18 protein-coding genes are annotated in these 23908 nt (G+C 59.0%); 2 read left to right on the forward strand and 16 right to left on the reverse strand.

All coding sequences use genetic code 11. The features are described 5' to 3' along the window. Positions 1 to 34: 34 nt before the first annotated feature. Positions 35 to 952, reverse strand: coding sequence for a LysR family transcriptional regulator (locus BMY73_RS13925; RefSeq protein ID WP_092407775.1), 918 nt, complete (start codon positions 950 to 952; stop codon positions 35 to 37). Positions 953 to 1036: 84 nt separating this feature from the next. Here BMY73_RS13925 and BMY73_RS13930 point away from each other — a divergent pair, with 84 nt between their 5' ends. Continuing rightward, positions 1037 to 1834 carry an NAD(P)H-dependent oxidoreductase gene (locus BMY73_RS13930; protein ID WP_062380163.1) on the forward strand — a complete coding sequence of 266 codons (798 nt, stop codon included), beginning with the start codon at positions 1037 to 1039 and terminating at the stop codon, positions 1832 to 1834. Between the two features lie 93 nt (positions 1835 to 1927). Here the strand turns inward: BMY73_RS13930 and BMY73_RS13935 are convergent, their stop codons facing one another. The 15 genes from BMY73_RS13935 to mtnA all read right to left on the reverse strand — a co-directional run bounded on the left by BMY73_RS13935 (position 1928) and on the right by mtnA (position 22336). After that, positions 1928 to 2257, reverse strand: coding sequence for a ComEA family DNA-binding protein (locus BMY73_RS13935; RefSeq protein ID WP_062380161.1), 330 nt, complete (start codon positions 2255 to 2257; stop codon positions 1928 to 1930). A gap of 198 nt (positions 2258 to 2455) precedes the next feature. Further along, on the reverse strand, positions 2456 to 4450 hold the full coding sequence (locus BMY73_RS13940; protein ID WP_092407777.1) for a polysaccharide biosynthesis protein: 1995 nt from the start codon (positions 4448 to 4450) through the stop codon (positions 2456 to 2458). Between the two features lie 107 nt (positions 4451 to 4557). Further along, positions 4558 to 5574: an MraY family glycosyltransferase gene (locus tag BMY73_RS13945; protein WP_092407779.1), complete on the reverse strand. Its 1017-nt coding sequence runs from the start codon at positions 5572 to 5574 to the stop codon at positions 4558 to 4560. A 246-nt stretch (positions 5575 to 5820) separates the two neighbouring features. Continuing rightward, the gene (locus BMY73_RS13950) at positions 5821 to 7194 is read right to left on the reverse strand and encodes a phosphohexomutase domain-containing protein (RefSeq protein WP_092407781.1); all 1374 of its coding nucleotides are present in this window, start codon (positions 7192 to 7194) and stop codon (positions 5821 to 5823) included. Between the two features lie 227 nt (positions 7195 to 7421). Beyond that, complete coding sequence (locus tag BMY73_RS13955; protein ID WP_092407783.1) at positions 7422 to 8855, reverse strand: MBL fold metallo-hydrolase; 1434 nt, start codon at positions 8853 to 8855, stop codon at positions 7422 to 7424. A 225-nt stretch (positions 8856 to 9080) separates the two neighbouring features. Continuing rightward, entirely contained in the window at positions 9081 to 9320 is a 240-nt protein-coding gene (locus BMY73_RS13960) for a lipopolysaccharide assembly protein LapA domain-containing protein (RefSeq protein WP_062380152.1), read from the reverse strand. Between the two features lie 18 nt (positions 9321 to 9338). Then, entirely contained in the window at positions 9339 to 9638 is a 300-nt protein-coding gene (gene ihfB / locus BMY73_RS13965; protein WP_037011901.1) for an integration host factor subunit beta, read from the reverse strand. A 360-nt stretch (positions 9639 to 9998) separates the two neighbouring features. Further along, a complete protein-coding gene (gene rpsA, locus BMY73_RS13970) occupies positions 9999 to 11684 on the reverse strand; it encodes a 30S ribosomal protein S1 (RefSeq protein WP_062380151.1) in 1686 nt (561 codons plus the stop codon). A gap of 121 nt (positions 11685 to 11805) precedes the next feature. After that, positions 11806 to 12495: a (d)CMP kinase gene (cmk, locus tag BMY73_RS13975; protein ID WP_062380149.1), complete on the reverse strand. Its 690-nt coding sequence runs from the start codon at positions 12493 to 12495 to the stop codon at positions 11806 to 11808. Next, entirely contained in the window at positions 12492 to 14699 is a 2208-nt protein-coding gene (locus BMY73_RS13980) for a bifunctional prephenate dehydrogenase/3-phosphoshikimate 1-carboxyvinyltransferase (protein WP_256571182.1), read from the reverse strand. The genes cmk and BMY73_RS13980 overlap by 4 nt, the downstream gene beginning before the upstream one ends. A 40-nt stretch (positions 14700 to 14739) precedes the next feature. Further along, positions 14740 to 15852 carry a histidinol-phosphate transaminase gene (gene hisC / locus BMY73_RS13985; RefSeq protein ID WP_092407786.1) on the reverse strand — a complete coding sequence of 371 codons (1113 nt, stop codon included), beginning with the start codon at positions 15850 to 15852 and terminating at the stop codon, positions 14740 to 14742. A 17-nt stretch (positions 15853 to 15869) separates the two neighbouring features. Then, complete coding sequence (gene pheA, locus BMY73_RS13990) at positions 15870 to 16964, reverse strand: prephenate dehydratase (RefSeq protein WP_062380145.1); 1095 nt, start codon at positions 16962 to 16964, stop codon at positions 15870 to 15872. Then, positions 16964 to 18049, reverse strand: coding sequence for a 3-phosphoserine/phosphohydroxythreonine transaminase (gene serC / locus BMY73_RS13995; RefSeq protein WP_062380143.1), 1086 nt, complete (start codon positions 18047 to 18049; stop codon positions 16964 to 16966). The genes pheA and serC overlap by 1 nt, the downstream gene beginning before the upstream one ends. Positions 18050 to 18162: 113 nt before the next feature. After that, a complete protein-coding gene (gene gyrA, locus BMY73_RS14000; RefSeq protein ID WP_092407788.1) occupies positions 18163 to 20955 on the reverse strand; it encodes a DNA gyrase subunit A in 2793 nt (930 codons plus the stop codon). A gap of 304 nt (positions 20956 to 21259) precedes the next feature. After that, positions 21260 to 22336, reverse strand: a complete 1077-nt coding sequence (gene mtnA / locus BMY73_RS14005; protein ID WP_092407790.1) for an S-methyl-5-thioribose-1-phosphate isomerase — start codon at positions 22334 to 22336, stop codon at positions 21260 to 21262. A 215-nt stretch (positions 22337 to 22551) separates the two neighbouring features. On the opposite strand from mtnA, the gene BMY73_RS14010 reads away from it, so the two are divergent. Further along, a complete protein-coding gene (locus BMY73_RS14010) occupies positions 22552 to 23880 on the forward strand; it encodes a TRZ/ATZ family hydrolase (protein ID WP_092407792.1) in 1329 nt (442 codons plus the stop codon). Positions 23881 to 23908 lie beyond the last annotated feature (28 nt).

Raw genomic sequence — 23908 nt, forward strand, 5'->3', positions numbered from 1 at the left:
CGCGATCCCTGGCATCGACTCCAACTGGACGCCCTCAATCCGGGTACGGCGTTGCATTCAAGGTCGAGGCGATGAGGTTGCGAAGCCACATATGGCCGGGATCTCGGTGCAGTCGTTCGGGCCATAACATGAGCATTTCAAAACCGGGGATGGCGAGTGGAGGTGCCTGGACGCAAAGCCCCGGCTCATCTCGAACCAGTCTTTCCGGCACCACCGCCACCAGGTCGCTGTGCGCCAGTGCCGAGACGAGTGAGTTGAAATTCGACACGGATAACACGACGCTTCGTTCCAGACCCTTGGCCGCCAATGCCTGGTCAGTACTCCCAACGAACCCAGCGCCATTCGGTGACATGACGGCATGTTCAAGACCGCAGAACGCTTTGAGCGATAGCCGGGTCGCCAAAGCGGGATGACCGCGCCGTCCTGCCAGTACATAGCGTTCGTGAACCAAAGACCGCTGGCGTAGTTTGGGCGGAGCGTCATCGCGCGTGTGCAGCGCCAGATCGAGCTTGCCGGTTTCCAGATCATTGGCAAGGCTATCGGGATGTTTGTTCAACAGCGCCAGGCGAGTATGTGGGGCCAGACGCCTCAGCAGCGTCAGCGAGGGCCAGACCAAAGCAGTCGTTGCGTAATCGCTGGCAGCCACTCTCCACGTCTGATTGGACAGTGCGGGCTCAAACGTAACATCAGGACTCAGTGCGCCTTCCAAAGCGACCAGCGCTTCACGCAGTGGCCCGCGCAATTCACGGGCACGCTCGGTCGGCGACATCCCGCGGGGCCCGGGCAGCAACAATGGATCGTCCAGAATCTCTCTCAGCCGACCCAGCTGCAGGCTGACGGTGGGTTGAGCGAGGTTGAGCAATCGCGCCGCCCGTGTAACGTTTTGCTCAGACAGCAGCGCATCCAGCGTGACCAACAAATTAAGATCCAGACGACGTAAGGTATTGTGCATGTAAATACCATATGTTTCGGAAATTCATTTCTATCATACCGGGTTCGTCGCTACCGTGAGGAATACATCCACTCGGAGCCCTTCATGAAACTACTACTGATCTACGCCCACCCAGAACCCCGTTCGCTCAATGGCTCGCTCAGGGATTTCGCAATCGATCACCTGAAAAGCGCAGGTCACGAGGTCAAGGTCTCCGACCTGTACGCTATGCGATGGAAAGCGCTCATCGATGCAGACGACGCCCCAGGCTACGACGAGGAAAAACCGTTCAACCCAGCCATGGAGTCGAAGCGTGTATTCGCCGCTGGCACTCAACCGGCAGACATCGAGGAGGAGCAGGCCAAGCTGTTATGGGCGGACGCCGTGATCTTTCAATTCCCACTGTGGTGGTTCTCGATGCCTGCGATCCTCAAGGGCTGGGTGGAGCGCGTCTACGCCTACGGATTTGCCTACGGTGTCGGCGAACACAGCGAAAGCCACTGGGGCGATCGCTACGGTGAAGGCAGCATGGCAGGTAAGCGGGCGATGTTGGTGGTCAGCATGGGCGGGTGGGAGTCCCACTACAGCGGTCGAGGGGTAAACGGTGCACTGGATGATCTGCTGTTCCCTATCCAGCATGGCGTGCTGTTCTATCCTGGGTTCACCGTCTTGCCGCCCTTCCCGATCTATAAAACCAGCAAAATGGACGCTGCTCGGTTCGACCAGCTATGCAAGGCCTATGCGGCTCGGCTGGATAACCTGTTCGTTGATAAGCCGTTGCCATTTCGTCGCCAGAATGCCGGGGACTATGAAATTCCAGCATTGACACTGAAACCCCATCTCGCGCCCGGACGTCACGACTTGGGAATCCATATGAATGAGGACATGGCGTCTGAGGGGTAGCGTTTCGCTGTCAGAGGGTGACCCTTTTTTAAGGTTAACGCTGAGGCAAAAAAAAAGACCGATCACCGATCGGTCTTTTTTGCCATGGATCCGTCAATCAATGGCGAGCTTCTCACGGTTCTTATCCAGCAAAGCCTTGCCGATGCCCTTGACCTCGATCAATTCATCCACTGAGGTGAATGCCCCGTTCTCGTCCCGATACGCAACGATCGCCGCCGCTTTGCCTGCGCCAATGCCGGACAATTCCTTCTGCAAGGTTTCTGCACCGGCCGTATTGATGTTGACCTTTGCGCCCTGCTCGACGGCCGCCGAGGCAACGACGGGCTGCGCAGCGTTCGCTGGAGCAGCGGGGGCGGCTGTTACGGCAATCGAAGTACTGGTGAGCAGGGCAAAGAGCAGAGAGGAAAGATAGGTTCTACGCATGAGTAATGCTCCATGACATCGTGAGTGGGGAGCAGCTTTTCCTGAGCTGCCACCCAAACCTAGACGATGCTCGGGAAGCGTCAATACACGCAAAGGTGACGAGATATGTGGTGCCCTGAGCCCCTTTGAAACCGGGGCATCACGACCTATGAACGAGCGGTAGAGGTGCGTTAGCAAAGATTTCGGAGGCTAAAAACCTCACGGCTCGCTACGACGTTGCTGGTGAATCCAGTCAACGATATCGCCCTCGGGAGCATATCCGGCCACGGTGTCTCCCAATATCTGGCGGACCTTGGCGTAATCGTCCTCATCCAGCGCCTTGAGCAACTGCGAAAGGCTCTGTTTGAACGCATCCCACGACAGGTAATCTTCCTGGGCGCTCATGATCATGGGATGGCTGGTGACCGCCACGTTATCGCCAATCAGCAACTCTTCGTAGAGCTTCTCGCCGGGCCGCAGACCGGTGAACTCGATGGAGATGTCGCCATGAGGGTTCTTTTCGGAGCGGATACTCAGGCCCGACAGATGCACCATTTTCTCGGCCAGTTCGATAATCCTGACGGGCTCGCCCATGTCGAGCACGAACACATCGCCGCCCTGCCCCATTGAACCGGCCTGAATGACCAATTGCGCCGCTTCTGGAATGGTCATGAAATAACGAGTGATCTTGGGATGCGTGACCGTCAATGGCCCACCGGACTTGATCTGCTGGTGGAACAACGGAATCACAGACCCGGACGAACCCAGCACGTTGCCAAAGCGCACCATGATGAACCGCGTCTTGTTGACTTGATGCACGTTCGCACGATCACCGAACATCACCGGTGCCGCTTCCCGGCTCAACGCTTGAAGGATCAGCTCGGCCAGGCGCTTCGTGCTGCCCATGATGTTGGTGGGCCGTACAGCCTTGTCAGTGGAGATCAGCACAAAGTTGGCGACGCCCGCCTGTAGCGCTGCCTGCGCTGCGTTCAGCGTGCCGACAACGTTATTGATGACGCCCTCTGCGATGTTGTGCTCGACCATCGGCACATGCTTGTACGCGGCCGCATGATAGACCGTGTCGACATGCCAGGTCTTCATGACGTCCAGCAGCTTGGAATGATTGCGCACGGAGCCAAGGATCGGTAAGACCTTCACCTTCAACGACTCTCTCTCGATACGGCGTTCCAACTCGGAAAGAATGGTGTAGAGGTTGAATTCGCTGTGGTCCAGCAATAACAGGGTCGTAGGCTTGAGCATGACGATCTGTCGACACAACTCTGAACCGATCGAGCCGCCCGCCCCCGTCACCAGCACGCATTGGTTCTTGATGCAGTGCTCCAGCAATTCTTCCTGCGCAGGGACGGAGTCGCGTCCCAGCAGGTCGGCGATGTCCACTTCCTGCAGATCGTCTACTTTGACGCGGCCAGCGGCCAGGTCCGAAAAGTTCGGGACGCTGCGGACATGCAGGGGAAAGCTTTCCAGAAATCCCAGAATTTCCCGGCGACGCGTCCTCGCGGACGACGGAATCGCCAACAGAATTTCCTGCGCGCCCGTCACGTCGATCATTTGCTGGATGTGCTTGGGTTTGTAGACCTGCAGTCCGGAGATCACACGATTGGAAATCGAGTCATCGTCATCGATGAAAGCCACCGGGCGCATTGAACGGCCCATTCTCAGCGCCGCCACCAGTTGATTGCCCGCTGCCCCCGCCCCGTAAACGGCCACCTTTGGCAGGCCGTCATCCCGGTTCTTGAACGGCATGTGCTGCGCCGCAGCGAACCAGTCACCCATAAAATACTGGCGCATCGCGAGACGCAGACCGCCAATCATGACCAGGCTCAGCCACCAGTAGTTGAACATCACCGAGCGAGGCACAACGTGCTGGTGATTGCTGTACAGGTACACGACAACGCCGAGGATCAATGCAGAAAGACTGACCGCCTTGATAATGGCAACCAGTGCGTCATTGCCGAAATAGCGCATGACGGCGCGGTACATGCCTATCCGGATGAACAGCGGGATAGCGACGACGGGGGCACTGACAAATAACCAGGTGTGGGTTTCAAGCGGGTTGATAAGGTCATCAACCCCCAGGCGAACCACAAAGGCCATCCACAGTGCAAACCAGACCAGGCAAACGTCGGTCGCCACCTGAATGATGCGCTTCCTACGACGGGGCAGTCCCAGCAGCAAAACGCGTACTCTGTCCATGCTTCCCTCAAACAAGAGTTCAAATTCCTTCTATCGACCCAGACGCCGACGGTTGATTCCTGCCACCCTCGGACAATCTGACCGAATGAAGGAGACACCGGATCCCTTCAATTGTGTTCCAGCGTGCCAGCCTTGAACCTGATGGCCAGGATGACAAGTGGGACATACGCAATAATCAGGCCCAAAGCGCCGTCCAGCCCGAAGCGTGTTACACACAACGCCAAGGGCAATAGCCAGCACAGATTGATTACACCGACTGCGGACGTCACAGGGAGATGCCGACCAAACCGCCGCGAAGCGAACTGATAGGCGTGGCTTCTGTGAGCCTCATAGATCTTGTCGCCTCGAACGAGCCGACGAATGAGGGTAACTGTAGCGTCTACGATGAAAACCCCGAGGAGGATAAGCCATGCCCACATTAACTGCGAGGAAATCCAGGCGGCCTGCAGCGACAAAATGCCCAAAATGATGCCCAGGAAGCCGCTGCCCGCATCGCCCATGAAGATTTTGGCCGGGGGAAAATTCCAGAAAAGGAAGCCTGCCACGGCACAGGCAAACAAAACAGGCAGTCCGATTAATGCCGGAAAACCGCTCAACGCGTAGAGGATCGCCGCCCCCAGACACGCTGTAATCGCTTCTACGCTGGCAATGCCATCAATGCCATCCATGAAGTTGTAGAGGTTCAGCAACCAGACAAGATAGACAGCCGCCAGCACGTCACCCGCGATACCCAAATCCAATTCAGTGCCAAATACCTGAATTGCAGGAAGTCCACCCAGCCAGAAAAGCGCCCACGCCGCAGCGGTAAAATGCCCCAGCAGTCGCCAGCGGGCCGCAATATGTCCGTGATCGTCCAGAAAACCCAGTGCCGCGATGAACACACCCGCGCCGGCCAGCGCCATGAAAGACGACTGGTCAACCAACGCTGCGCCGTACCCATACGCCAGGGCAGCCAGGTAACTTACGACGATCGCAACGCCCCCACCACGCGGCGTCGGGACCGTGTGAGAGCTTCGGTCATTGGGGATATCAAGCAAACTTTTATGCAACGCATACCGCCGCAAGCAATAGGTGAGCACATAAGAGACTGCGATAACGACGACCGCGAACCACCAACGATTCATTTTTGTCCTGCTGTAGAAGGCTGGCTTTACGTCAATGTCCTGATCCGAGGTATCAGGATTACATGAGTAACCAATGGAATTTGAGTGCGCGCCGCACGTCCGATGGGGTTTGCCCAGAGCGTCGGCGGAGGGCAAAAAAGCGCGCGAAAGATACCACGGGCGGGCCTGAAAACAACGCTGCCCAAGGGAAAATCAAAATGGGCACCTGTCGCCCATGGTCTCGACCACGGGCGACAGGTGACTCGATCAAGAAGCCTTCAACAGCGCCTCAATTTCCTTGACCTTGGCCTCTACCAGTTGCGCATCGCCGCGACTTTCCACGTTCAACCGAAGCAGCGGCTCCGTATTCGAGCCCCGCAGATTGAACCGCCACTCGGCAAACTCCAGACTGATGCCATCCGTTTTATCAATGTTCGAGCACAAAGGAGAATAGTGCTCCAGCACTTTGTTCAGTACTGTCTTGACGTCATCGACCTTGTAGTTGATTTCGCCGCTGCATGGGTATGCCGCCATGCGCTCATCGACCAGTTGAGAAAAGGACTTTCCGGACACCGACATCAACGCCGTCACCAGCAGCCACGGAATCATCCCGCTGTCGCAATAAGCGAAGTCACGGAAATAGTGGTGTGCGCTCATCTCGCCGCCATAGACCGCATCTTCTTTGCGCATGCGTTCCTTGATGAACGCATGACCGGTCTTGCACAACACCGGTGTTCCCCCTGCTAGCTGAACCTGGTCAATCGTGTTCCAGGTCAGGCGTGGGTCGTGAATAATCTTTGAACCTGGATGCTGCTTGAGCAACATCTCAGCCAGCAGCCCAACCAGGTAATAACCTTCGACGAAGCGGCCGCGCTCATCGAAGAAGAAGCAACGGTCAAAATCGCCGTCCCACGCCAGGCCTAGGTCACAACCGTGCTTGAGCAAGGCGTCGCGCGTGATGCTGCGATTCTCTGGAAGCAACGGATTGGGCACACCATTTGGAAAATTGCCATCCGGTTCTCCGTTGATAATGACCCACTCAAATGGAAGCTGTGCTTTGATCGCTTCGAGCGCAGGCCCTACCGCACCGTTACCAGGGTCGGCCAGAATTTTCAGAGGACGCAGTTGCGCACCTTCCACATACCCCAAAAGGTGTTTGATGTACGCGGATTTGTCCGGAGCGGACGTAGTGCTGCCACGCTGTGCCGCAACTTCACCGAAATCACCGGCATCGACCCGTTGGCGTATGGCGTCCAGCCCGGTGTCGCCACTGATGGGACGAGACTCGCGCTGGACCAGCTTCATGCCGTTGTAACCTTTCGGATTATGGCTGGCCGTCACCATCACTCCGCCGTCCGCAGCGTAGTGACTGGTTGCAAAGTAGACCTCTTCGGTTCCACAAAGCCCGATGTCAATCACATCGGCACCCGCTTCAAGGATACCGTTCATCAGCGCCTGAGCCAGGGATGGGCTTTCGAGACGCATGTCTCTGCCGACCACGATATTTTTGGCACCCAGTTCCACTACCATGGAGCGCCCAATCCGGTAGGCAATATCAGCGTCCAGGTCATTAGGGACCTGACCACGAATATCGTAGGCCTTGAAGCAACGGGTCTGAATAACGGGATAGTCGGGATTCATGTGTAAAAACCTATGCGACGAAAAAACCCGAAGGTTCCTCTGTTCAGTATGAAGCAGCCCGGCGCACGGGCTGCACGCTACCCTCGCGCATAACAGCTTGAGGCGAGGGTTAGGCAGTAAAAAAGAAGATTAGTTATATACGGAAACATAATTATCTTTAGGACGCTGCAATGACTTTACTGCCCAACGCGTCATGATATCGGATCGCAGCGCAACGGTCGTACTGATCAAGCCAACTTCAAGCTTCGCTGTTTTGCTTCCAGCACCAATCTGAGTCGCCGCTTGGCGCTCTCTTCACCATGCACCAGCTTGATCTCGGACGGCCACACCGGAATGCCCGTTACGAAATCCACCAGCCCCCGTTGATCCGCGTGCGCCGAATAGCCACCCATCGTCTCGATGCCCGCCTTGATCTCGTATCGCTCGCGATCCAGTTCGACGTAACCCCCTTTGGGCCCATGCTGCTGAATGGCGGCGCCGGGCGTGCCTTTCGCCTGGTAGCCGACGAACACCACGTTGTGACGCGGATCGCCCAGCATGGCTTTCAGATAATCGACGATGCGTCCGCCTGCGCACATGCCGTTGCCAGCAATGACGATCGCGGGTCGGCCAGTACTGGCGAGGTAGTTGACGGCTTGATGGTGTTGGGCGGCCGTATCGAGGGTGATCAACTGTTCAAAGCGCAGTGGCTTACGCCCACTCTCTTGCCGGGCGCGAGCGTCGTCGTCCCAGAGGTCATCGAACGACTGGTAGACCTGAGTCAACCGACTGGCCAGAGGCGAATCAAGAATGATCGGTAACTGCGGCCAGTTGACGGGAAGCGAGCAATCCGCAGCGTCGTTTCCGTCTTTTGAGCACGACAGCGACCTGCGGTGAAGGATGTCTTCGATTTCATACAGCAGTTCCTGGGTCCGCCCCAGGCTGAACGCAGGTATCAGCACCGTGCCGTGATCAGCCAGCGCCCTGTCGATGACGGCCTCAAGTCGTTCTTGTCGGGTGGCCCGATCCTCATGCAGACGATCACCGTAGGTGCTCTCCAGCACCAGCACGTCCGCGCGTTCCGGGGACTTCGGACGGGGAAGGATCGGTGTATGGGACGCGCCGAGATCTCCGGAAAAGACCACACGTTGGCTGCGCGGCTCCAACGGGTATTCGACGTCGATCTCGACATAAGCCGACCCAAGGACGTGGCCAGCGCGCTGCAAGCGGATTCGACCATTGAGTGCAGGCGTATTCACCACGTTGAACCAGGTGTCGAACGGAACGGCAATCACCCGCTCCATCACCTGACTGAGATAGCGCTCAATCTGACGCTCGTCACGACCATGCTCAAGCCTGAACGCATCTTCCAGCACTAATGGCAGCAGCTTTGCGGAGGGTTCACTGCAGAGAATCGGGCCTTTGAAGCCAGCAGCGAGCAATTGGGGAATACGCCCGATATGGTCCGCATGGACATGCGTCACGATCAGCATCTTGATCGTTGCCAGGGAGAAGTTGATCACCGAGGCAGATTCGCCAAAGCGTTCCTTGAGATCAGCTTCACGACCCTGAAACAAACCGCAGTCAATCAACAGGCCGTGCTCGGCATCCATCTGCAATTGATGACACGAGCCGGTGACACCCTCGCCCGCACCATGATGGATGATGTCTGGATAATTCATGAAGCTCCCGTTCGATCCGCGCACTAAAAGCCGCGCAGCTTAGTCGCACTGGGCGCCTTGTTCAGCCAATAAGGTTTTGCGGGATTTTTCGGAAACACTTGGGAACAGGTGTTGAACCGAATCGAAAGAGAAACGCGTTCCACCTGAGTGGCGTCGTGTTAGCGCTGCGTGGCCTGAGGAACAGGCTCACGATGAGATGATGCGGTCAGCGGACGCCGTCAGCCCTCACGCCATGCGAGACGGCTTGTTTCGCTTGCGCAGCCGGGCAATTGAAAACAGCACCGGCCCGATCACCATCCCCACCAACAATGCGAGGATCACCGGCACGGCAACCGACATCTCAGGTGCCGACCAGCCAAAGAACACCAGCGCTACGTTTTGCTGGTTTTCCAGGACGAAGACGACCGTCGTCGCCACGATCAGCAGAACGACTACAAAAAAAATCAGGCGTTTGATATTGCGCATCGAGTACTCCTCTGACGGCTATTGGAGCTCGTGCTCCTCCTCTTCGTTCACCCGATCACGCAACTCTTTTCCGGGCTTGAAGTGAGGGACAAATTTCCCGTCAAGGCTGACGGACTGCCCGGTTTTTGGGTTGCGGCCGACGCGAGGCGCGCGATAGTGCAAGGAAAAGCTGCCAAAGCCCCGTATTTCAATACGGTCGCCGGTGGCAAGACATTGCGACATCTGCTCAAGCATGGTCTTGATGGCCAACTCCACATCTTTTGATGAGAGCAGTCCTTGATGGGTGACAATTCGTTCGATCAACTCCGACTTCGTCATATTTTTCCCTTCTTTTTCAAGCAGCTAGGTAAAGCGCTTTGAAGGTTTTAGCATGACCACGACGATTTGAACAGCCCATGTTTCGAGTTATGTGAACACGAATTTCAGGCAAGAAGCCATTACATCGCGTAGCCCTTGCGAATCGCGGCCTGGAGAGAGTGTGCAGCGTATGATCGTCTTCCACGGTAGACGCGCGATTGCCCGCGCCTGGCCCGTATCCGTCGATCTACCTGTGCCTTGAAAGGCATACGAACAAACGCGCCCCGCAGTCAACATGCTGGACGTAAGACACTGCTGACAAAAACTGCGCCCACAAAAAAGGGCGACCGAAGTCGCCCTTTTTCAATGGTCAGACAGAACTCAGTTCTGTTTTTCCATTTGAGCACGCAGCAGGTCGCCCAGAGTGGTCGGACCCGTGTTTTCTGCGGTTTCAGGCTTGCTACGCAGGCTCTGAATGGCTTCTTTCTCGTCCTCAACGTCTTTCGACTTGATGGACAAGCTGATCACACGGCTCTTGCGGTCAACGCTGATGATCTTGGCTTCGATCTCTTCGCCTTCTTTCAGAACGTTACGCGCGTCTTCAACACGGTCACGGCTGATTTCGGACGCTTTCAGAGTCGCTTCGATGTCGTCGGCCAGAGTGATGATGGCGCCTTTGGCGTCAACTTCTTTAACGGTACCGCGAACGATAGCGCCTTTGTCATTGACAGCGACGTACTCGGAGAACGGATCGCTTTCCAGCTGCTTGATACCCAGCGAGATGCGCTCACGCTCTGGATCAACAGACAGGATCACGGTGTCGAGCTCGTCGCCCTTCTTGAAGCGACGTACGGCTTCTTCGCCCACTTCGTTCCAGGAGATGTCGGACAGGTGAACCAGACCGTCGATGCCGCCGTCCAGACCAATGAAGATACCGAAATCGGTGATCGACTTGATGGTGCCGGAGATCTTGTCGCCCTTGTTGAACTGGCCAGAGAAATCTTCCCATGGGTTAGATTTGCACTGCTTGATGCCCAGGGAGATACGACGACGCTCTTCGTCGATGTCCAGAACCATGACTTCCACTTCATCGCCAACCTGAACGACTTTCGATGGGTGGATGTTCTTGTTGGTCCAGTCCATTTCGGAAACGTGTACCAGGCCTTCCACGCCTTCTTCCAGCTCTGCGAAGCAGCCGTAGTCGGTCAGGTTGGTCACGCGCGCGGTTACGCGAGTGCCTTCCGGGTAACGTGCCTTGATAGCAACCCATGGGTCTTCGCCCAGTTGCTTCAGGCCCAGGGAAACACGATTGCGCTCGCGATCGTACTTCAGGACTTTTACATCGATCTCATCGCCAACGTTGACGATTTCCGATGGATGCTTGATACGCTTCCAGGCCATGTCGGTGATGTGCAGCAGGCCATCGACGCCACCCAGATCGACGAATGCGCCGTAATCGGTGAGGTTCTTGACGATACCTTTGACTTGCTGACCTTCTTGCAGGGATTCCAGCAGAGCTTCGCGCTCGGCGCTGTTCTCGGCTTCCAGCACGCTGCGGCGGGAAACGACAACGTTGTTGCGCTTCTGGTCCAGCTTGATGACCTTGAATTCCAGCTCTTTGCCTTCCAGGTGCGTGGTGTCGCGCACTGGACGGACGTCAACCAGAGAACCTGGCAGGAACGCACGGATGCCGTTAACGTCGACAGTGAAGCCGCCTTTAACCTTACCGTTGATAACGCCCTTGACCACTTCTTCAGCTGCGAAAGCCGCTTCCAGAACGATCCAGCACTCAGCACGCTTGGCTTTTTCGCGGGACAGTTTGGTTTCGCCAAAGCCGTCTTCGACCGCGTCCAGCGCAACGTGAACTTCGTCACCGACCTTGATGGTCAGCTCGCCAGCGTCGTTGTAGAACTGCTCGAGCGGGATGACGCCCTCGGACTTCAGGCCAGCGTGTACGGTAACCCAGTCGCCGTCGATGTCGACAACGATACCGGTGATGATTGCACCCGGCTGAAGATTGAGGGTCTTTAGGCTTTCTTCAAAGAGTTCTGCAAAGCTTTCGCTCATTTTAATTCCTGTTGATAAAGGCGAAGAATCCGCCTATCTGCCACGCTCCAGACAACGTGGGTTTCGTTCATATGAAAGGAAGCCTGCGGGACTATGACTGGTCTCCCACATGGCTTCCTGGTCATCCGGCGAGATCGCGAAGTGCGACTTCACTCAGGATGCGTTCAAGCACCTGCTCGATGGACAATTCGGTGGAATCCAGCTGAATGGCGTCTTGCGCCGGCTTGAGCGGGGCTACCGCTCGCTGGGTGTCTCGCTCGTCGCGAACACGTATCTCATCTAGCAGACTCGACAGACTAACATCGTCACCCTTGGCCTTCAACTGCAAATATCGACGGCGCGCACGCTCCTCGGCACTGGCGGTCAGGAAAATCTTCAAGGGCGCGGCCGGAAACACCACGGTTCCCATGTCCCGGCCATCTGCGATGAGGCCCGGAAACTCCTGAAATGCACGCTGGCGTTGCAGCAATGCTTCGCGCACCGCCGGCAGGGACGCCACTTGCGACGCACCACTGCCGACCTGCTCGTTACGGATCGCCAGCGTCACGTCTTCGCCCTCAAGAATGATGCGTTGGCCGTGGTCGTCGGTGGCGGCCTCGAATTGAACGTCCAGATGCGCGGCCAGAAGCTTCAACGCTTCTTCATTCGTCAGGTCGACACCGTGGTTGCGGGCAGCAAACGCCAGCAGGCGATAGAGCGCGCCGGAATCCAGCAGGCACCAACCCAGACGTTTGGCCAACAAGCCAGCCACTGTCCCTTTCCCGGAACCGCTAGGTCCATCGATCGTAATGACCGGAGCTTGAGCTTTCACGATTGCCCCTCTTGCGCTACACGAATACCCACCTGGCGGCAAAGCGCCAGGAAATTGGGGAATGAAGTCGCCACGTTGGCGCAGTCCCGAATACGGATCGGAGCTGCCGCACGCAACGACGCGATACTGAATGCCATGGCGATGCGATGATCGCCCTGCCCGTCGACTTCACCGCCGCCGATCTGCCCGCCTTCAATAATGAGGCCGTCTGCGGTCGGTTCAACGTTGATGCCGAGGACTGTCAGACCGTCGGCCATGGCCTGTATACGATCAGACTCCTTGACACGCAATTCCTGAGCCCCCCGCAGCACGGTTCGACCTTCGGCACACGCGGCGGCGATGAACAACACCGGAAACTCGTCGATTGCCATCGGCACCAGGGCCTCGGGAATGACGACGCCCTTGAGTCTTGCAGCGCGAACACGCAGGTCAGCCACGGGCTCACCCCCGACTTCTCGCAGGTTCTGCACGGAAATGTCAGCCCCCATCAAGCGCAGGATGTCGATCACACCCGTGCGGGTCGGGTTGACACCCACGTGCTCCAGCAACAGGTCGGAGCCTGGCGCAATCGACGCGGCCACCAGAAAAAACGCGGCCGAAGAGAGATCTGCCGGGACTTCAATGCGTGTGGCGGTGAGCCGGCCACCCGCGGACACCGACGCTGTCGCCCCGTTGCCTGCCACAGGATACCCAAAGCCACGCAGCATTCGCTCGGTGTGATCCCGCGTCGGAGCCGGCTCAGTGACGGTCGTGGTGCCCTCGGCGTACATCCCGGCCAGCAGCAGACAGGATTTGACCTGTGCACTGGCCATCGGCATGACGTAGCTGATGCCGGTCAGCGCCTTACCGCCGCGAATGGTCAATGGAGGCCGCCCCTCGGCAGCCGTCTCGATAACGGCCCCCATCTGCCGCAATGGCTCGGCGACCCGGGCCATCGGACGCCTGGACAACGAGGCGTCACCGGTCAACACGCTGTCGAACCGCTGCGCCGCCAAGAGACCGGCCAACAGACGCATGGACGTACCGGAATTGCCCAGATAGAGGGGACCGGGTGCAGGCTTGAGGCCATTAAGCCCCACGCCGTGAATCGTCAGACGCCCATGGTGCGGACCTTCAATGACCACGCCCATGTCACGAAACGCCTGCAAGGTCGCCAGCGCGTCCTCGCCTTCCAGAAAGCCTTCTACCTCGGTGACGCCCTCGGCCAACGAGCCGAGCATGATCGAGCGATGCGAGATCGATTTGTCACCCGGTACACGAATCTGCCCACGAACGCTGCCGCCCGGCTGCGCCACGAATGACAGATCCGCTGCCGCCGATTTTTCGACGTAAGCGCGACGGGCAAGAATGTTGCCGAAATGCTCACGCGCCACCCGCGCACGGGTGAACACGCCCAACAATTGATGGCCGTCTTCGGCGTCCACCGCATCGCGCAACGCATCGAGATCACTGCGGAACGTGTCCAGCGTGCGCAACACCGCATCACGGTTGGCGAGAAAGATGTCATGCCACATCACCGGATCGCTGCCGGCAATTCGGGTGAAATCACGAAAACCACCTGCGGCGTAACGGAAAATCTCAAGGTTTTCGTTACGCTTGGCCAGCGAATCCACCAGCCCGAACGCCAGCAAATGCGGCAGATGACTGGTGGCCGCCAGGACCTCGTCGTGACGCTCCACTTCCATGTGTTCGACGTCGCCCCCCAGCGCCGACCACAGGCGATCCACAAGGGCCAACGCCGCAGGATCCGTCTCGGGGAGCGGGGTGAGAATCACTTTATGACGACGGAACAGCTGGGCATTGGAGGCCTCGACCCCGCTCTGTTCCGAACCGGCGATCGGATGCCCCGGCACGAAACGCGCAGGCATCGCGCCAAACGCCTCGCGTGCCGCGCGGACAACGTTGCCTTTGGCGCTGCCGACGTCCGTCAGCACAGCGTCACCAAGGTCGATATGGGCAAGCACGCCCAGCAGCTTTTCCATGGACAGGATCGGCACAGCCAATTGAATGACATCCGCACCGACGCAGGCAGTTGCAAGATTGTCTTCACAGCGATCGACGACACCCAGTTCGACGGCCAGCGTGCGCGACTGCGGGTCAAGATCGACGCCGACCACTTCGCGACACAGGCCACTTTCCTTCAGCCCCTTGGCGAACGACCCCCCGATCAAACCGAGGCCGACCACCACCAGGCGGCCGATGATAGGCGCCGTCGGTTGCACTGCCGTGACATCAGCCATGACATCAACCACGCGCCAGAACCTTGCTCAGGGCTTCCAGAAAGCGGCTGTTTTCGGAAGGCAGGCCGATGCTCACGCGCAGGTGATTCGGCATGCCGTAACCGGCGATCGGGCGCACGATCACACCCTCACGCAACAGACCTTCGTAGACCGAAGCGCCCTCACGGCCCAGATCCACAGCGATGAAGTTGGCCCTGGACGGAATCCAGCTCAAACCCAGTTTGCGCAGGCCGTCTTCCATCTGTTGCATGCCGGCTTCGTTGAGACGACGGCTCTGGGAAACGTACTCGGTATCCTCCAGCGCCGCACAAGCGGCCGCCAGCGCGAGGCTGTTGACGTTGAACGGCTGACGCACGCGATTGAGCACATCCGCCACGACCGGCGACGACAGCGCATAACCGACGCGCAAGGACGCCAGACCAAAGGCTTTGGAGAAGGTCCGGGACACCAGCAGATTCGGGTAGGCGGCCAGGAATTTCAGGCCATCTGGCAGCTCCGCGCCTTCGGCGTACTCGATGTACGCCTCGTCGAGCACGACCAACACGTCTTTCGGCACGTCGGCGAGAAAATCAGCCAGAGCGTCAGGCCCGAACCAGGTACCGGTAGGGTTATTCGGGTTGGCGATGAACACCACACGGGTGTTGCCGTCGATGGCCGCCAGCATCGCCGGGAGGTCGTGCCCCCACTCTTTTGCCTTGGCGACGCGCGCATCAGCACCCACTGCCTGCGTGACAATCGGATAGATGGCGAAGGCGTGCTCGCTGAACACCGCATTCAACCCCGGCGCCAGGTAGGCACGGGCGACGATCTCCAGGATGTCATTGGAGCCATTGCCCAGCGTCACTTGATTTGCATTGACGCCATAACGTTCAGACAGGCGCTGCTTGAGGTCGAAGCCGTTACCGTCGGGGTAACGGGTCAGCTCCGCCAGCGCATCACCAATCGCCGACAACGCCTTTGGACTCGCGCCCATGGGGTTTTCGTTGCTGGCCAGCTTGATGATGCGAGCCGGATCGATGCCCAACTCGCGCGCCAGTTCGTCCACCGGCTTGCCGGGAACGTAAGGCGATAGTTTTTGCACGCCGGCCTGCGCCAGCGCGAGGAAGTCGCCGCTCATGTAACGCTGTACCTCTGTCAGAGAACCGCTTTCGGGTAGGAACCGAGCACTTTCAGTGCCACAGCCTCCTGGCTGATCCGCTCCAGAACCGCCTTGATCAGCGGGTCACGGTGGTGACCGACGAAATCGATAAAGAACACGTAGGTCCACTTACCGCTGCGTGAAGGTCGCGTTTCGATACGGGTCAGGTCGATTCCGTTCTCATGGAAAGGCACCAACAGTTCATGCAAGGCCCCCGGTTTGTTGCTCATCGACACGATGATCGACGTTTTGTCGTCTCCGGTCGGCGGCACTTCCTGATTGCCGATCATCAGGAAGCGCGTCGAGTTATCCGGACGGTCTTCAATTTTTTCGGCGATGCGCGACAGGCCATACAAACCCGCCGCCATGTCACCGGCAATGGCAGCCGAGTTCCACTCACCCTTGACCCGCTTGGCGGCCTCGGCGTTGCTTGACACCGCCACGCGTTCGACATTGGGGTAATGCGCGTCCAGCCACTTGCGGCACTGGGCCAGCGACTGGGCGTGGGAGTAGATACGGCTGATGCTGTCGGTCTTGGTGTTCTCGCCCACCAGCAAATGGTGGTGAATGCGCAGTTCGACTTCGCCACAGATGACCATGTCGTGTTCGAGGAAGCTGTCCAGCGTGTGGTTGACGGCACCTTCGGTGGAGTTCTCCACCGGAACCACGCCGAAGTTCACCGCACCGGCAGCCACTTCACGGAACACTTCGTCGATGGCGGCCATGGGTTTGCTGATGACGGCATGGCCGAAATGCTTCAGCGCCGCCGCCTGGGTGAAAGTGCCCTCAGGGCCGAGGTAAGCGACCTTGAGCGGCTGCTCCAGCGCCAGGCACGACGACATGATTTCGCGAAACAGACGCGCCATCTCTTCGTTGCTCAGCGGACCACGGTTGCGCTCCATGACGCGCTTGAGCACCGCCGCCTCACGTTCGGGACGATAGAATACCGGCTCTTCGCCCTCGGCGAGATTGGCCATCTTGACCCGCGCGACTTCCTGGGCGCAGCGAGCCCGCTCGCTGATCAGCTCCAGGACTTTTTCGTCCAGACTGTCGATGCGAACCCGCAGCGCTTTGAGTTCCTGTTCAGACATTAGCCGTGTTCCTTCTCGAATTCGGCCATGTAGGCCACCAGCGCTTCGACTGCGTCCAGCCCCAATGCGTTGTAGATCGAGGCGCGCATGCCGCCCACCGAACGGTGGCCTTTGAGGTTGAGCAACGCACGCTCATCGGCGCCGGCCAGAAACGCCTTGTCCAGACGCTCGTCAGCCAGACGGAACGGCACGTTCATCCACGAACGGGCATTGTGGCTGATCGGGTTGGTGTAGAAGTCGCTGTTGTCGATGAAGCCGTAAAGGCGCTCTTTTTTCGCGCGGTTACGCGTTTCCATGGCCTCGACGCCACCCTGCTCCTTGAGCCACTCGAACACGAGGCCCGAGAGGTACCAGGAGTAGGTCGCCGGGGTGTTGTACATCGAGCCGTTATCGGCCGAGACCTTGTAGTCGAGCATCGTCGGGCAGCTGCTGCGGGCGCGGCCGAGCAAGTCCTCACGAACGATCACCACCACCAGGCCGCTAGGACCGATGTTTTTCTGCGCGCCGGCGTAGATCAGGCCGAACTGCGACACGTCGATCGGGCGCGACAGAATGTCGGAGGACATGTCGACCACGAGCGGGACATCACCGGTTTCAGGCACCCAGTCAAACTGCAGACCACCGATGGTTTCGTTGGACGCGTAATGAACGTAGGCAGCGTTCCTGGTGAGGTTCCAGTCGTTCTGACCAGGAATGGCCAGGTAGTCGAGGGGTTTGGCGCTCGCGGCAACATTGACGTTGCCAAAGCGACGCGCTTCATCAATGGCCTTCTTCGACCAGATGCCAGTCTCGATGTAGTCGGCCGTGCCGTTTTCCGGCAGCAGGTTGAGCGGGATTTCTGCAAACTGCTGGCTGGCACCACCTTGCAGGAACAGAACCTTGTAGTTGGAGGGAATGGACAGCAGCTCGCGCAGATCCTGCTCGGCCTTCTCGGCGACGGCCGTGTAATCCTCGCTGCGATGACTCATCTCCATCACTGACAAGCCCTTGCCGTGCCAGTCCAGCATTTCGGCCTGGGCGCGCAACAGAACAGCATCAGGAAGCGCGGCTGGGCCGGCGCAGAAGTTAAAGGCTCGCTTGCTCATATCCACTCTCATCAACTCGTTGAATTCGAAACGGCTGCTGCAGCCAACGGGCGAGGCTGCAGGTGCGCCAAAAGCCAAGAGGGCCCGCGAAGGGCCCTCAAATACAACGTCTATCAGTCCTGCGATTCTTCTTCGTCAGCGCCGTCGGCCTGCAGGTCGCTCGGAGATTCGTCGGCATCGGAGAGGTTCGCAACCTCGCCTTCCACCCCTTCCCCGTCGAACGCCTCGCCTTCCAACTCTTCGCCTTCCACTTCCGAAGGCTCCTGAACGCGCTCAAGACCGACCAGTTTCTCGTCCTTGGCCAGCTTGATCAGGGTCACGCCCTGGGTGTTACGGCCCAGACTCGACACCTCGTCGACCCGGGTACGCACCAGCGTGCCCTGATCGGAAATCAGCATGATCTCTTCGCCGTCCTGCACCTGAACCGCGCCGACCAGACGGCCGTTGCGCTCGTTGCTGACCATGGCGATAACGCCCTGACCGCCACGTTTGTACTCAGGGAACTCGGTGATGGCGGTGCGCTTGCCGTAACCGCGCTCGGAGGCAGTGAGAATCTGGCTGCCTTCTTCCGGAATCAGCATGGAAATCAGCTTCTGCCCTTCTGGCAGGCGCATGCCGCGCACACCGCGGGCGGTACGGCCCATGGCGCGAACTTCGGATTCCTTGAAGCGAGTGACTTTACCGCCGTCGGAGAACAGCATGATTTCCTGCTCGCCATCGGTGATCGCGGCGGAAATCAGGATGTCGCCTTCGTCCAGCTCCAGCGCGATCAGACCGACGCTGCGCTGACGACTGAACGCCACCAGCGGAGTCTTCTTGACCGTACCGTTGGCGGTCGACATGAAGATGAACGGTGCCTTCTTCTTGTCCGCAGCCTTGATACGCGCCTTGCGCTCTTCTTCGGTTTCGTTGGCGTTCTCGATGTCTTCGACATCGGACTCGACACCCTCTGCCTCTTCCTCGTCAGCCCGCTTGCGCATGGCTTCCAGATCGACCGGCAGCATGGTGGTGATGTATTCGCCTTCGCTCAGCGGCAGCAGGTTCACCAGCGGACGACCACGGGCAGCGCGGGACGCCTCCGGAATCTCGTAGGTCTTGAGCCAGTACACTTTGCCCTTGCTGGAGAACATCAACAGCGTGGTGTGGCTGTTGGCGACCAGCAGGTGAGCGATGTAGTCCTCGTCCTTGACCCCTGTCGCCGATTTGCCTTTGCCGCCACGACGCTGGGCCTGATAGACGGCCAGCGGCTGGGTCTTGGCATAACCGCCGTGGGAGATGGTCACGACGCGCTCTTCTTCCGGGATCATGTCTCCCAGAGTCAGGTCGAGACGCGCATCGAGAATCTCGGTGCGACGCACGTCGCCGTATTCGGCACGAATCAGTTCCAGCTCTTCGCGGATGACTTCCATCAGGCGCACGGAGCTGTTGAGGATGCGGATCAGCTCGCCGATCTGGGTCAGGATTTCCTGATACTCGGTCAGCAGCTTTTCGTGCTCCAGACCGGTCAGACGGTGCAGACGCAGTTCGAGGATTGCCTGAGCCTGTTCCGGCGACAGGAAATACTTGCCATCACGCAGACCGTATTGCGGATCGAGGTTTTCCGGACGGGACGATTCGGCGCCTGCGCGCTCGACCATCTCGACCACGGCGCTCGATTCCCACGGCGTGCTGATCAGGCCTTCTTTGGCTTCAGCCGGTGTCGGCGACGCTTTGATCAGCGCGATGACCGGGTCGATGTTCGACAGGGCGACCGCCTGACCTTCCAGAATGTGGCCGCGCTCGCGCGCCTTGCGCAGTTCGAACACGGTACGGCGGGTGACGACTTCGCGACGGTGGCGAATGAAGGCTTCCAGCAGGTCCTTGAGGTTGAGGATCCGCGGACGGCCGTCGATCAGCGCAACGATGTTGATGCCGAAGACGCTCTGCAGCTGGGTCTGGGCGTAGAGGTTGTTGAGGATGACCTCAGGCACTTCGCCGCGACGCAGTTCGATGACCACGCGCATGCCGTCCTTGTCGGACTCGTCGCGCAGTTCGGTGATGCCTTCCAGCTTTTTCTCTTTGACCAGCTCGGCGATCTTCTCGATCAGCCGCGCCTTGTTCAACTGGTACGGCAGCTCGGTGATGACGATCTGCTGACGGCCGCCGACCTTGTCGATGTCTTCGACAATGGAGCGTGCGCGCATGTAAATGCGGCCCCGGCCGGTCTTGTAGGCTTCGACGATACCGGCACGGCCGTTGATGATCGCGGCAGTCGGGAAGTCGGGGCCGGGAATGTACTGCATCAACTCGTCGACGGTCAGGTCGTTGTTGTCGATGAGGGCCAGGCAACCGTCGATGACTTCACCGAGGTTGTGTGGCGGGATGTTGGTCGCCATGCCCACGGCGATACCGCTGGAGCCGTTGACCAGCAGGTTCGGGATACGGGTCGGCATGACCGCCGGAATCTGCTCGGTGCCGTCATAGTTGGGCACCCAGTCGACGGTTTCCTTGTGCAGGTCCGCCAGCAGTTCGTGCGCCAGCTTGGTCATGCGCACTTCGGTGTATCGCATGGCCGCAGCGTTGTCGCCGTCTACCGAACCGAAGTTGCCCTGGCCGTCTACCAGCAGGTAGCGCAGGGAAAAGGGTTGAGCCATACGTACGATGGTGTCGTAGACGGCGGTGTCGCCATGCGGGTGGTACTTACCGATCACGTCACCGACCACACGAGCGGATTTCTTGTACGGCTTGTTCCAGTCGTTACCCAGTTCGCTCATTGCGTACAGTACACGCCGGTGCACGGGCTTCAAGCCGTCGCGCGCATCGGGCAGAGCTCGTCCGACGATGACGCTCATCGCGTAGTCGAGGTAGGACTGCTTCAGCTCGTCTTCGATATTGACCGGGAGGATTTCTTTGGCCAGTTCGCCCATGAGAAGCCTGATTCCTTTTTCTGGTGAAACCTCGACCATCCATCCGGGATGAACGAAGCTCGCCGTTGCCGGCAGTTGCCTGGCAACGACTTACGACAAATCAGCGAGTTATGCCAGGGATTTGCGCAGTAAAGAGGGCTGCAATGCACCCCCTTGGAAACCGCCGGATGTTACCACAATCGCCGTCAGGCACGAAGCCTTTGAGAGCGCTGAAAACAGGCCATTTCGCCAGCAGGCGTCTGAGAAGCGCTTACAGGGCCTGCCAGCGCGTCCCCGACGGTCGGCATTGCTGACGGTGACGGGTTCAGTGAAGGCGCTTACGGCACATCAGTTGCGCCATTTTCACGGTGTCAGGGCGTTCGACAATGCCTTTTTCAGTCACGATGGCGTCGATCAGGTCAGCCGGCGTCACGTCGAAGACCGGATTGAAGGCATCGACCTCGGCGCCGACGCGCTGGCCGCCAACTTCGAGCAGCTCTTTGCCATCGCGCTCTTCAATGGGAATGTCTTCGCCGCTGGCCAGATTCACGTCGATCGTCGAACTGGGCGCCACGACCATGAAACGCACACCATGGTGCATGGCGGCGACTGCCAGCTGGTAGGTGCCAATCTTGTTGGCCACGTCACCGTTCGCCGTGATGCGGTCGGCGCCGACAATGACCCAGGTGATACCTTTGGTCTTCATCAGGTGCGCGGCGGCAGAGTCTGCGTTCAGCGTGACCGGGATGCCTTCGTTGACCAGTTCCCACGCCGTCAGACGCGAACCTTGCAACCAGGGACGGGTTTCGTCGGCATAGACGCGCTCGATCATGCCTTCTATATGGGCGGCGCGAATCACACCCAGTGCGGTGCCAAATCCCCCCGTCGCCAGTGCGCCTGTGTTGCAGTGAGTCAGGACGGTCTGCAGGTTGCCCTGATGCTTGCGGATCAGCTCCGCACCGAGTTGCGCCATCGTCAAATTGGCTTCTCGGTCACTGAGGTGGATGGCGACGGCCTCGGCTTCCATGACCGGGCGAGGATCTTCATGATCCTTCAGGCGATACAGGCGTTCACGCATGCGGTTCAGCGCCCAGAACAGGTTGACTGCCGTCGGGCGAGAATGGGCAAGCAGATCGAAGTCTTCTTCAAGGGCCATCTGCCAGTCGCCGCCGGCCTGATAACGGTCAATCACCGCGAGCACGATGCCGTAAGCCGCGCTGATGCCGATGGCGGGCGCGCCGCGCACGACCATCGTGCGGATGGCTTCAGCCACGCCAGCAGCGCTGTCATAGGAATGCCAGGTCTCTTGGAACGGCAGAATTCGCTGATCCAGCAGATACAACGTGCCATCCCGCCAATCGATGGCCTTTACCTTCTCCGCAGCCAGTAATCGATCGCGCATTGCACACTCCACATGATGAATTTGTTGAGACCTGAGGAACCGGTGCCTGCGCCAACTGCACGTCGGCAATCGCAAGCACGCTCACGCCTGCAGGGCCGCATGACCAGAAACCAGATAGCCAGCAGCTGAAAAAGCGGCCGATTATAGCGAGCCGACCGCCAAGACGCTCGGGTATACTTCGCCGTCCCCGTTATAAGCCACTGGATACCCGCACCATGCCCGACGCCGCTGCTCCGCTCGACCTCCTGCTTCTGCCGGACTGGCTGGTACCGGTCGAGCCCGCTGGCGTCGTCCTGCAAGAGCACGGGATCGGGATTCGCGATGGCGTCATTGCCTACATCGGTCCCAAGGCCGAAGCCTTGCGCCAACAGGCCAGGGAGGTCCGCGAACTGCCCGGCATGCTGCTCAGCCCCGGTCTGATCAACGCCCATGGCCATGCGGCGATGACGCTGTTTCGCGGATTGGCAGACGACCTGCCACTGATGACCTGGCTGCAGGACCACATCTGGCCGGCCGAGGGCAAATGGGTCGACGAGGATTTTGTCCGCGACGGCACCGACATCGCGATTGCCGAACAGCTCAAGGGCGGCATCACCTGTTTCTCTGACATGTATTTCTTTCCAAAGGTCGCCTGCGAACGGGTTCACAACAGCGGCATTCGGGCACAGATCACGGTCCCCGTGCTGGACTTCCCGATACCCGGCGCTCGCAATGCTGACGAAGCCCTGCACATCGGTGTCGAACTGTTCAACGACCTGGCCCATCACGACCGCATCAAGATCGCCATGGGGCCACACGCGCCGTACACGGTCAGCGATGAAAATCTGGAAAAGATCCGGGTCATCGCCGACGAACTCGACGCGATGATTCATATGCACGTCCACGAAACCGCCTTTGAAGTGCAGGAAGCGGTTCAGCAGCGTCAGGAGCGCCCGCTGGCCCGCCTGCACCGGCTGGGGCTGTTGGGCCCACGCTTCCAGGCGGTGCACATGACCCAGATCAGCGATGAAGACCTGGCCATGCTGGTCGAAAGCAACTCCAGCGTGATCCACTGCCCTGAGTCGAACCTGAAACTGGCCAGCGGCTTCTGCCCGGTCGAGCGTCTATGGCAGGCCGGCGTCAATGTGGCGGTCGGCACCGATGGTGCTGCGAGCAATAATGACCTGGACCTGCTGGGTGAAACCCGTACGGCCGCGTTGCTGGCCAAAGCGGTCGCCGGCTCGGCCACCGCACTGGACGCCCATCGCGCCTTGCGCATGGCCACGTTGAACGGAGCACGCGCCATGGGCATCGAAAGCACTACCGGGTCGCTGGAGATCGGCAAAGCCGCCGACATGGTCGCCTTCGACCTGTCGGGGCTGGCGCAACAGCCGATTTACGATCCCGTCTCGCAGCTTATTTATGCGAGCGGCCGAGATTGCGTCAGCCACGTCTGGGTCGCGGGCAAGCCATTGCTTCAAGACAAGCGTCTGACACGCATGGACGAAGAAGCGCTGACCCGAACGGCCAGGGCATGGGGCAATCGCATCGCCGCCGCTGACTGATTGTTGAGCGTTGTCATGGCGAGAGGCC

This window comes from Pseudomonas sp. NFACC02, from assembly GCF_900110765.1.
Taxonomy (GTDB): Bacteria; Pseudomonadota; Gammaproteobacteria; order Pseudomonadales; family Pseudomonadaceae; genus Aquipseudomonas.

Coding starts and splice junctions, on each gene's coding strand:
- BMY73_RS13925 (WP_092407775.1), bottom strand. CDS start 952: ATGCACAATACCTTACGTCGTCTGGATCTTAATTTGTTGGTCACGCTG.
- BMY73_RS13930 (WP_062380163.1), top strand. CDS start 1,037: ATGAAACTACTACTGATCTACGCCCACCCAGAACCCCGTTCGCTCAAT.
- BMY73_RS13935 (WP_062380161.1), bottom strand. CDS start 2,257: ATGCGTAGAACCTATCTTTCCTCTCTGCTCTTTGCCCTGCTCACCAGT.
- BMY73_RS13940 (WP_092407777.1), bottom strand. CDS start 4,450: ATGGACAGAGTACGCGTTTTGCTGCTGGGACTGCCCCGTCGTAGGAAG.
- BMY73_RS13945 (WP_092407779.1), bottom strand. CDS start 5,574: ATGAATCGTTGGTGGTTCGCGGTCGTCGTTATCGCAGTCTCTTATGTG.
- BMY73_RS13950 (WP_092407781.1), bottom strand. CDS start 7,194: ATGAATCCCGACTATCCCGTTATTCAGACCCGTTGCTTCAAGGCCTAC.
- BMY73_RS13955 (WP_092407783.1), bottom strand. CDS start 8,855: ATGAATTATCCAGACATCATCCATCATGGTGCGGGCGAGGGTGTCACC.
- BMY73_RS13960 (WP_062380152.1), bottom strand. CDS start 9,320: ATGCGCAATATCAAACGCCTGATTTTTTTTGTAGTCGTTCTGCTGATC.
- ihfB (WP_037011901.1), bottom strand. CDS start 9,638: ATGACGAAGTCGGAGTTGATCGAACGAATTGTCACCCATCAAGGACTG.
- rpsA (WP_062380151.1), bottom strand. CDS start 11,684: ATGAGCGAAAGCTTTGCAGAACTCTTTGAAGAAAGCCTAAAGACCCTC.
- hisC (WP_092407786.1), bottom strand. CDS start 15,852: ATGAGCGGCGACTTCCTCGCGCTGGCGCAGGCCGGCGTGCAAAAACTA.
- pheA (WP_062380145.1), bottom strand. CDS start 16,964: ATGTCTGAACAGGAACTCAAAGCGCTGCGGGTTCGCATCGACAGTCTG.
- serC (WP_062380143.1), bottom strand. CDS start 18,049: ATGAGCAAGCGAGCCTTTAACTTCTGCGCCGGCCCAGCCGCGCTTCCT.
- gyrA (WP_092407788.1), bottom strand. CDS start 20,955: ATGGGCGAACTGGCCAAAGAAATCCTCCCGGTCAATATCGAAGACGAG.
- mtnA (WP_092407790.1), bottom strand. CDS start 22,336: ATGCGCGATCGATTACTGGCTGCGGAGAAGGTAAAGGCCATCGATTGG.
- BMY73_RS14010 (WP_092407792.1), top strand. CDS start 22,552: ATGCCCGACGCCGCTGCTCCGCTCGACCTCCTGCTTCTGCCGGACTGG.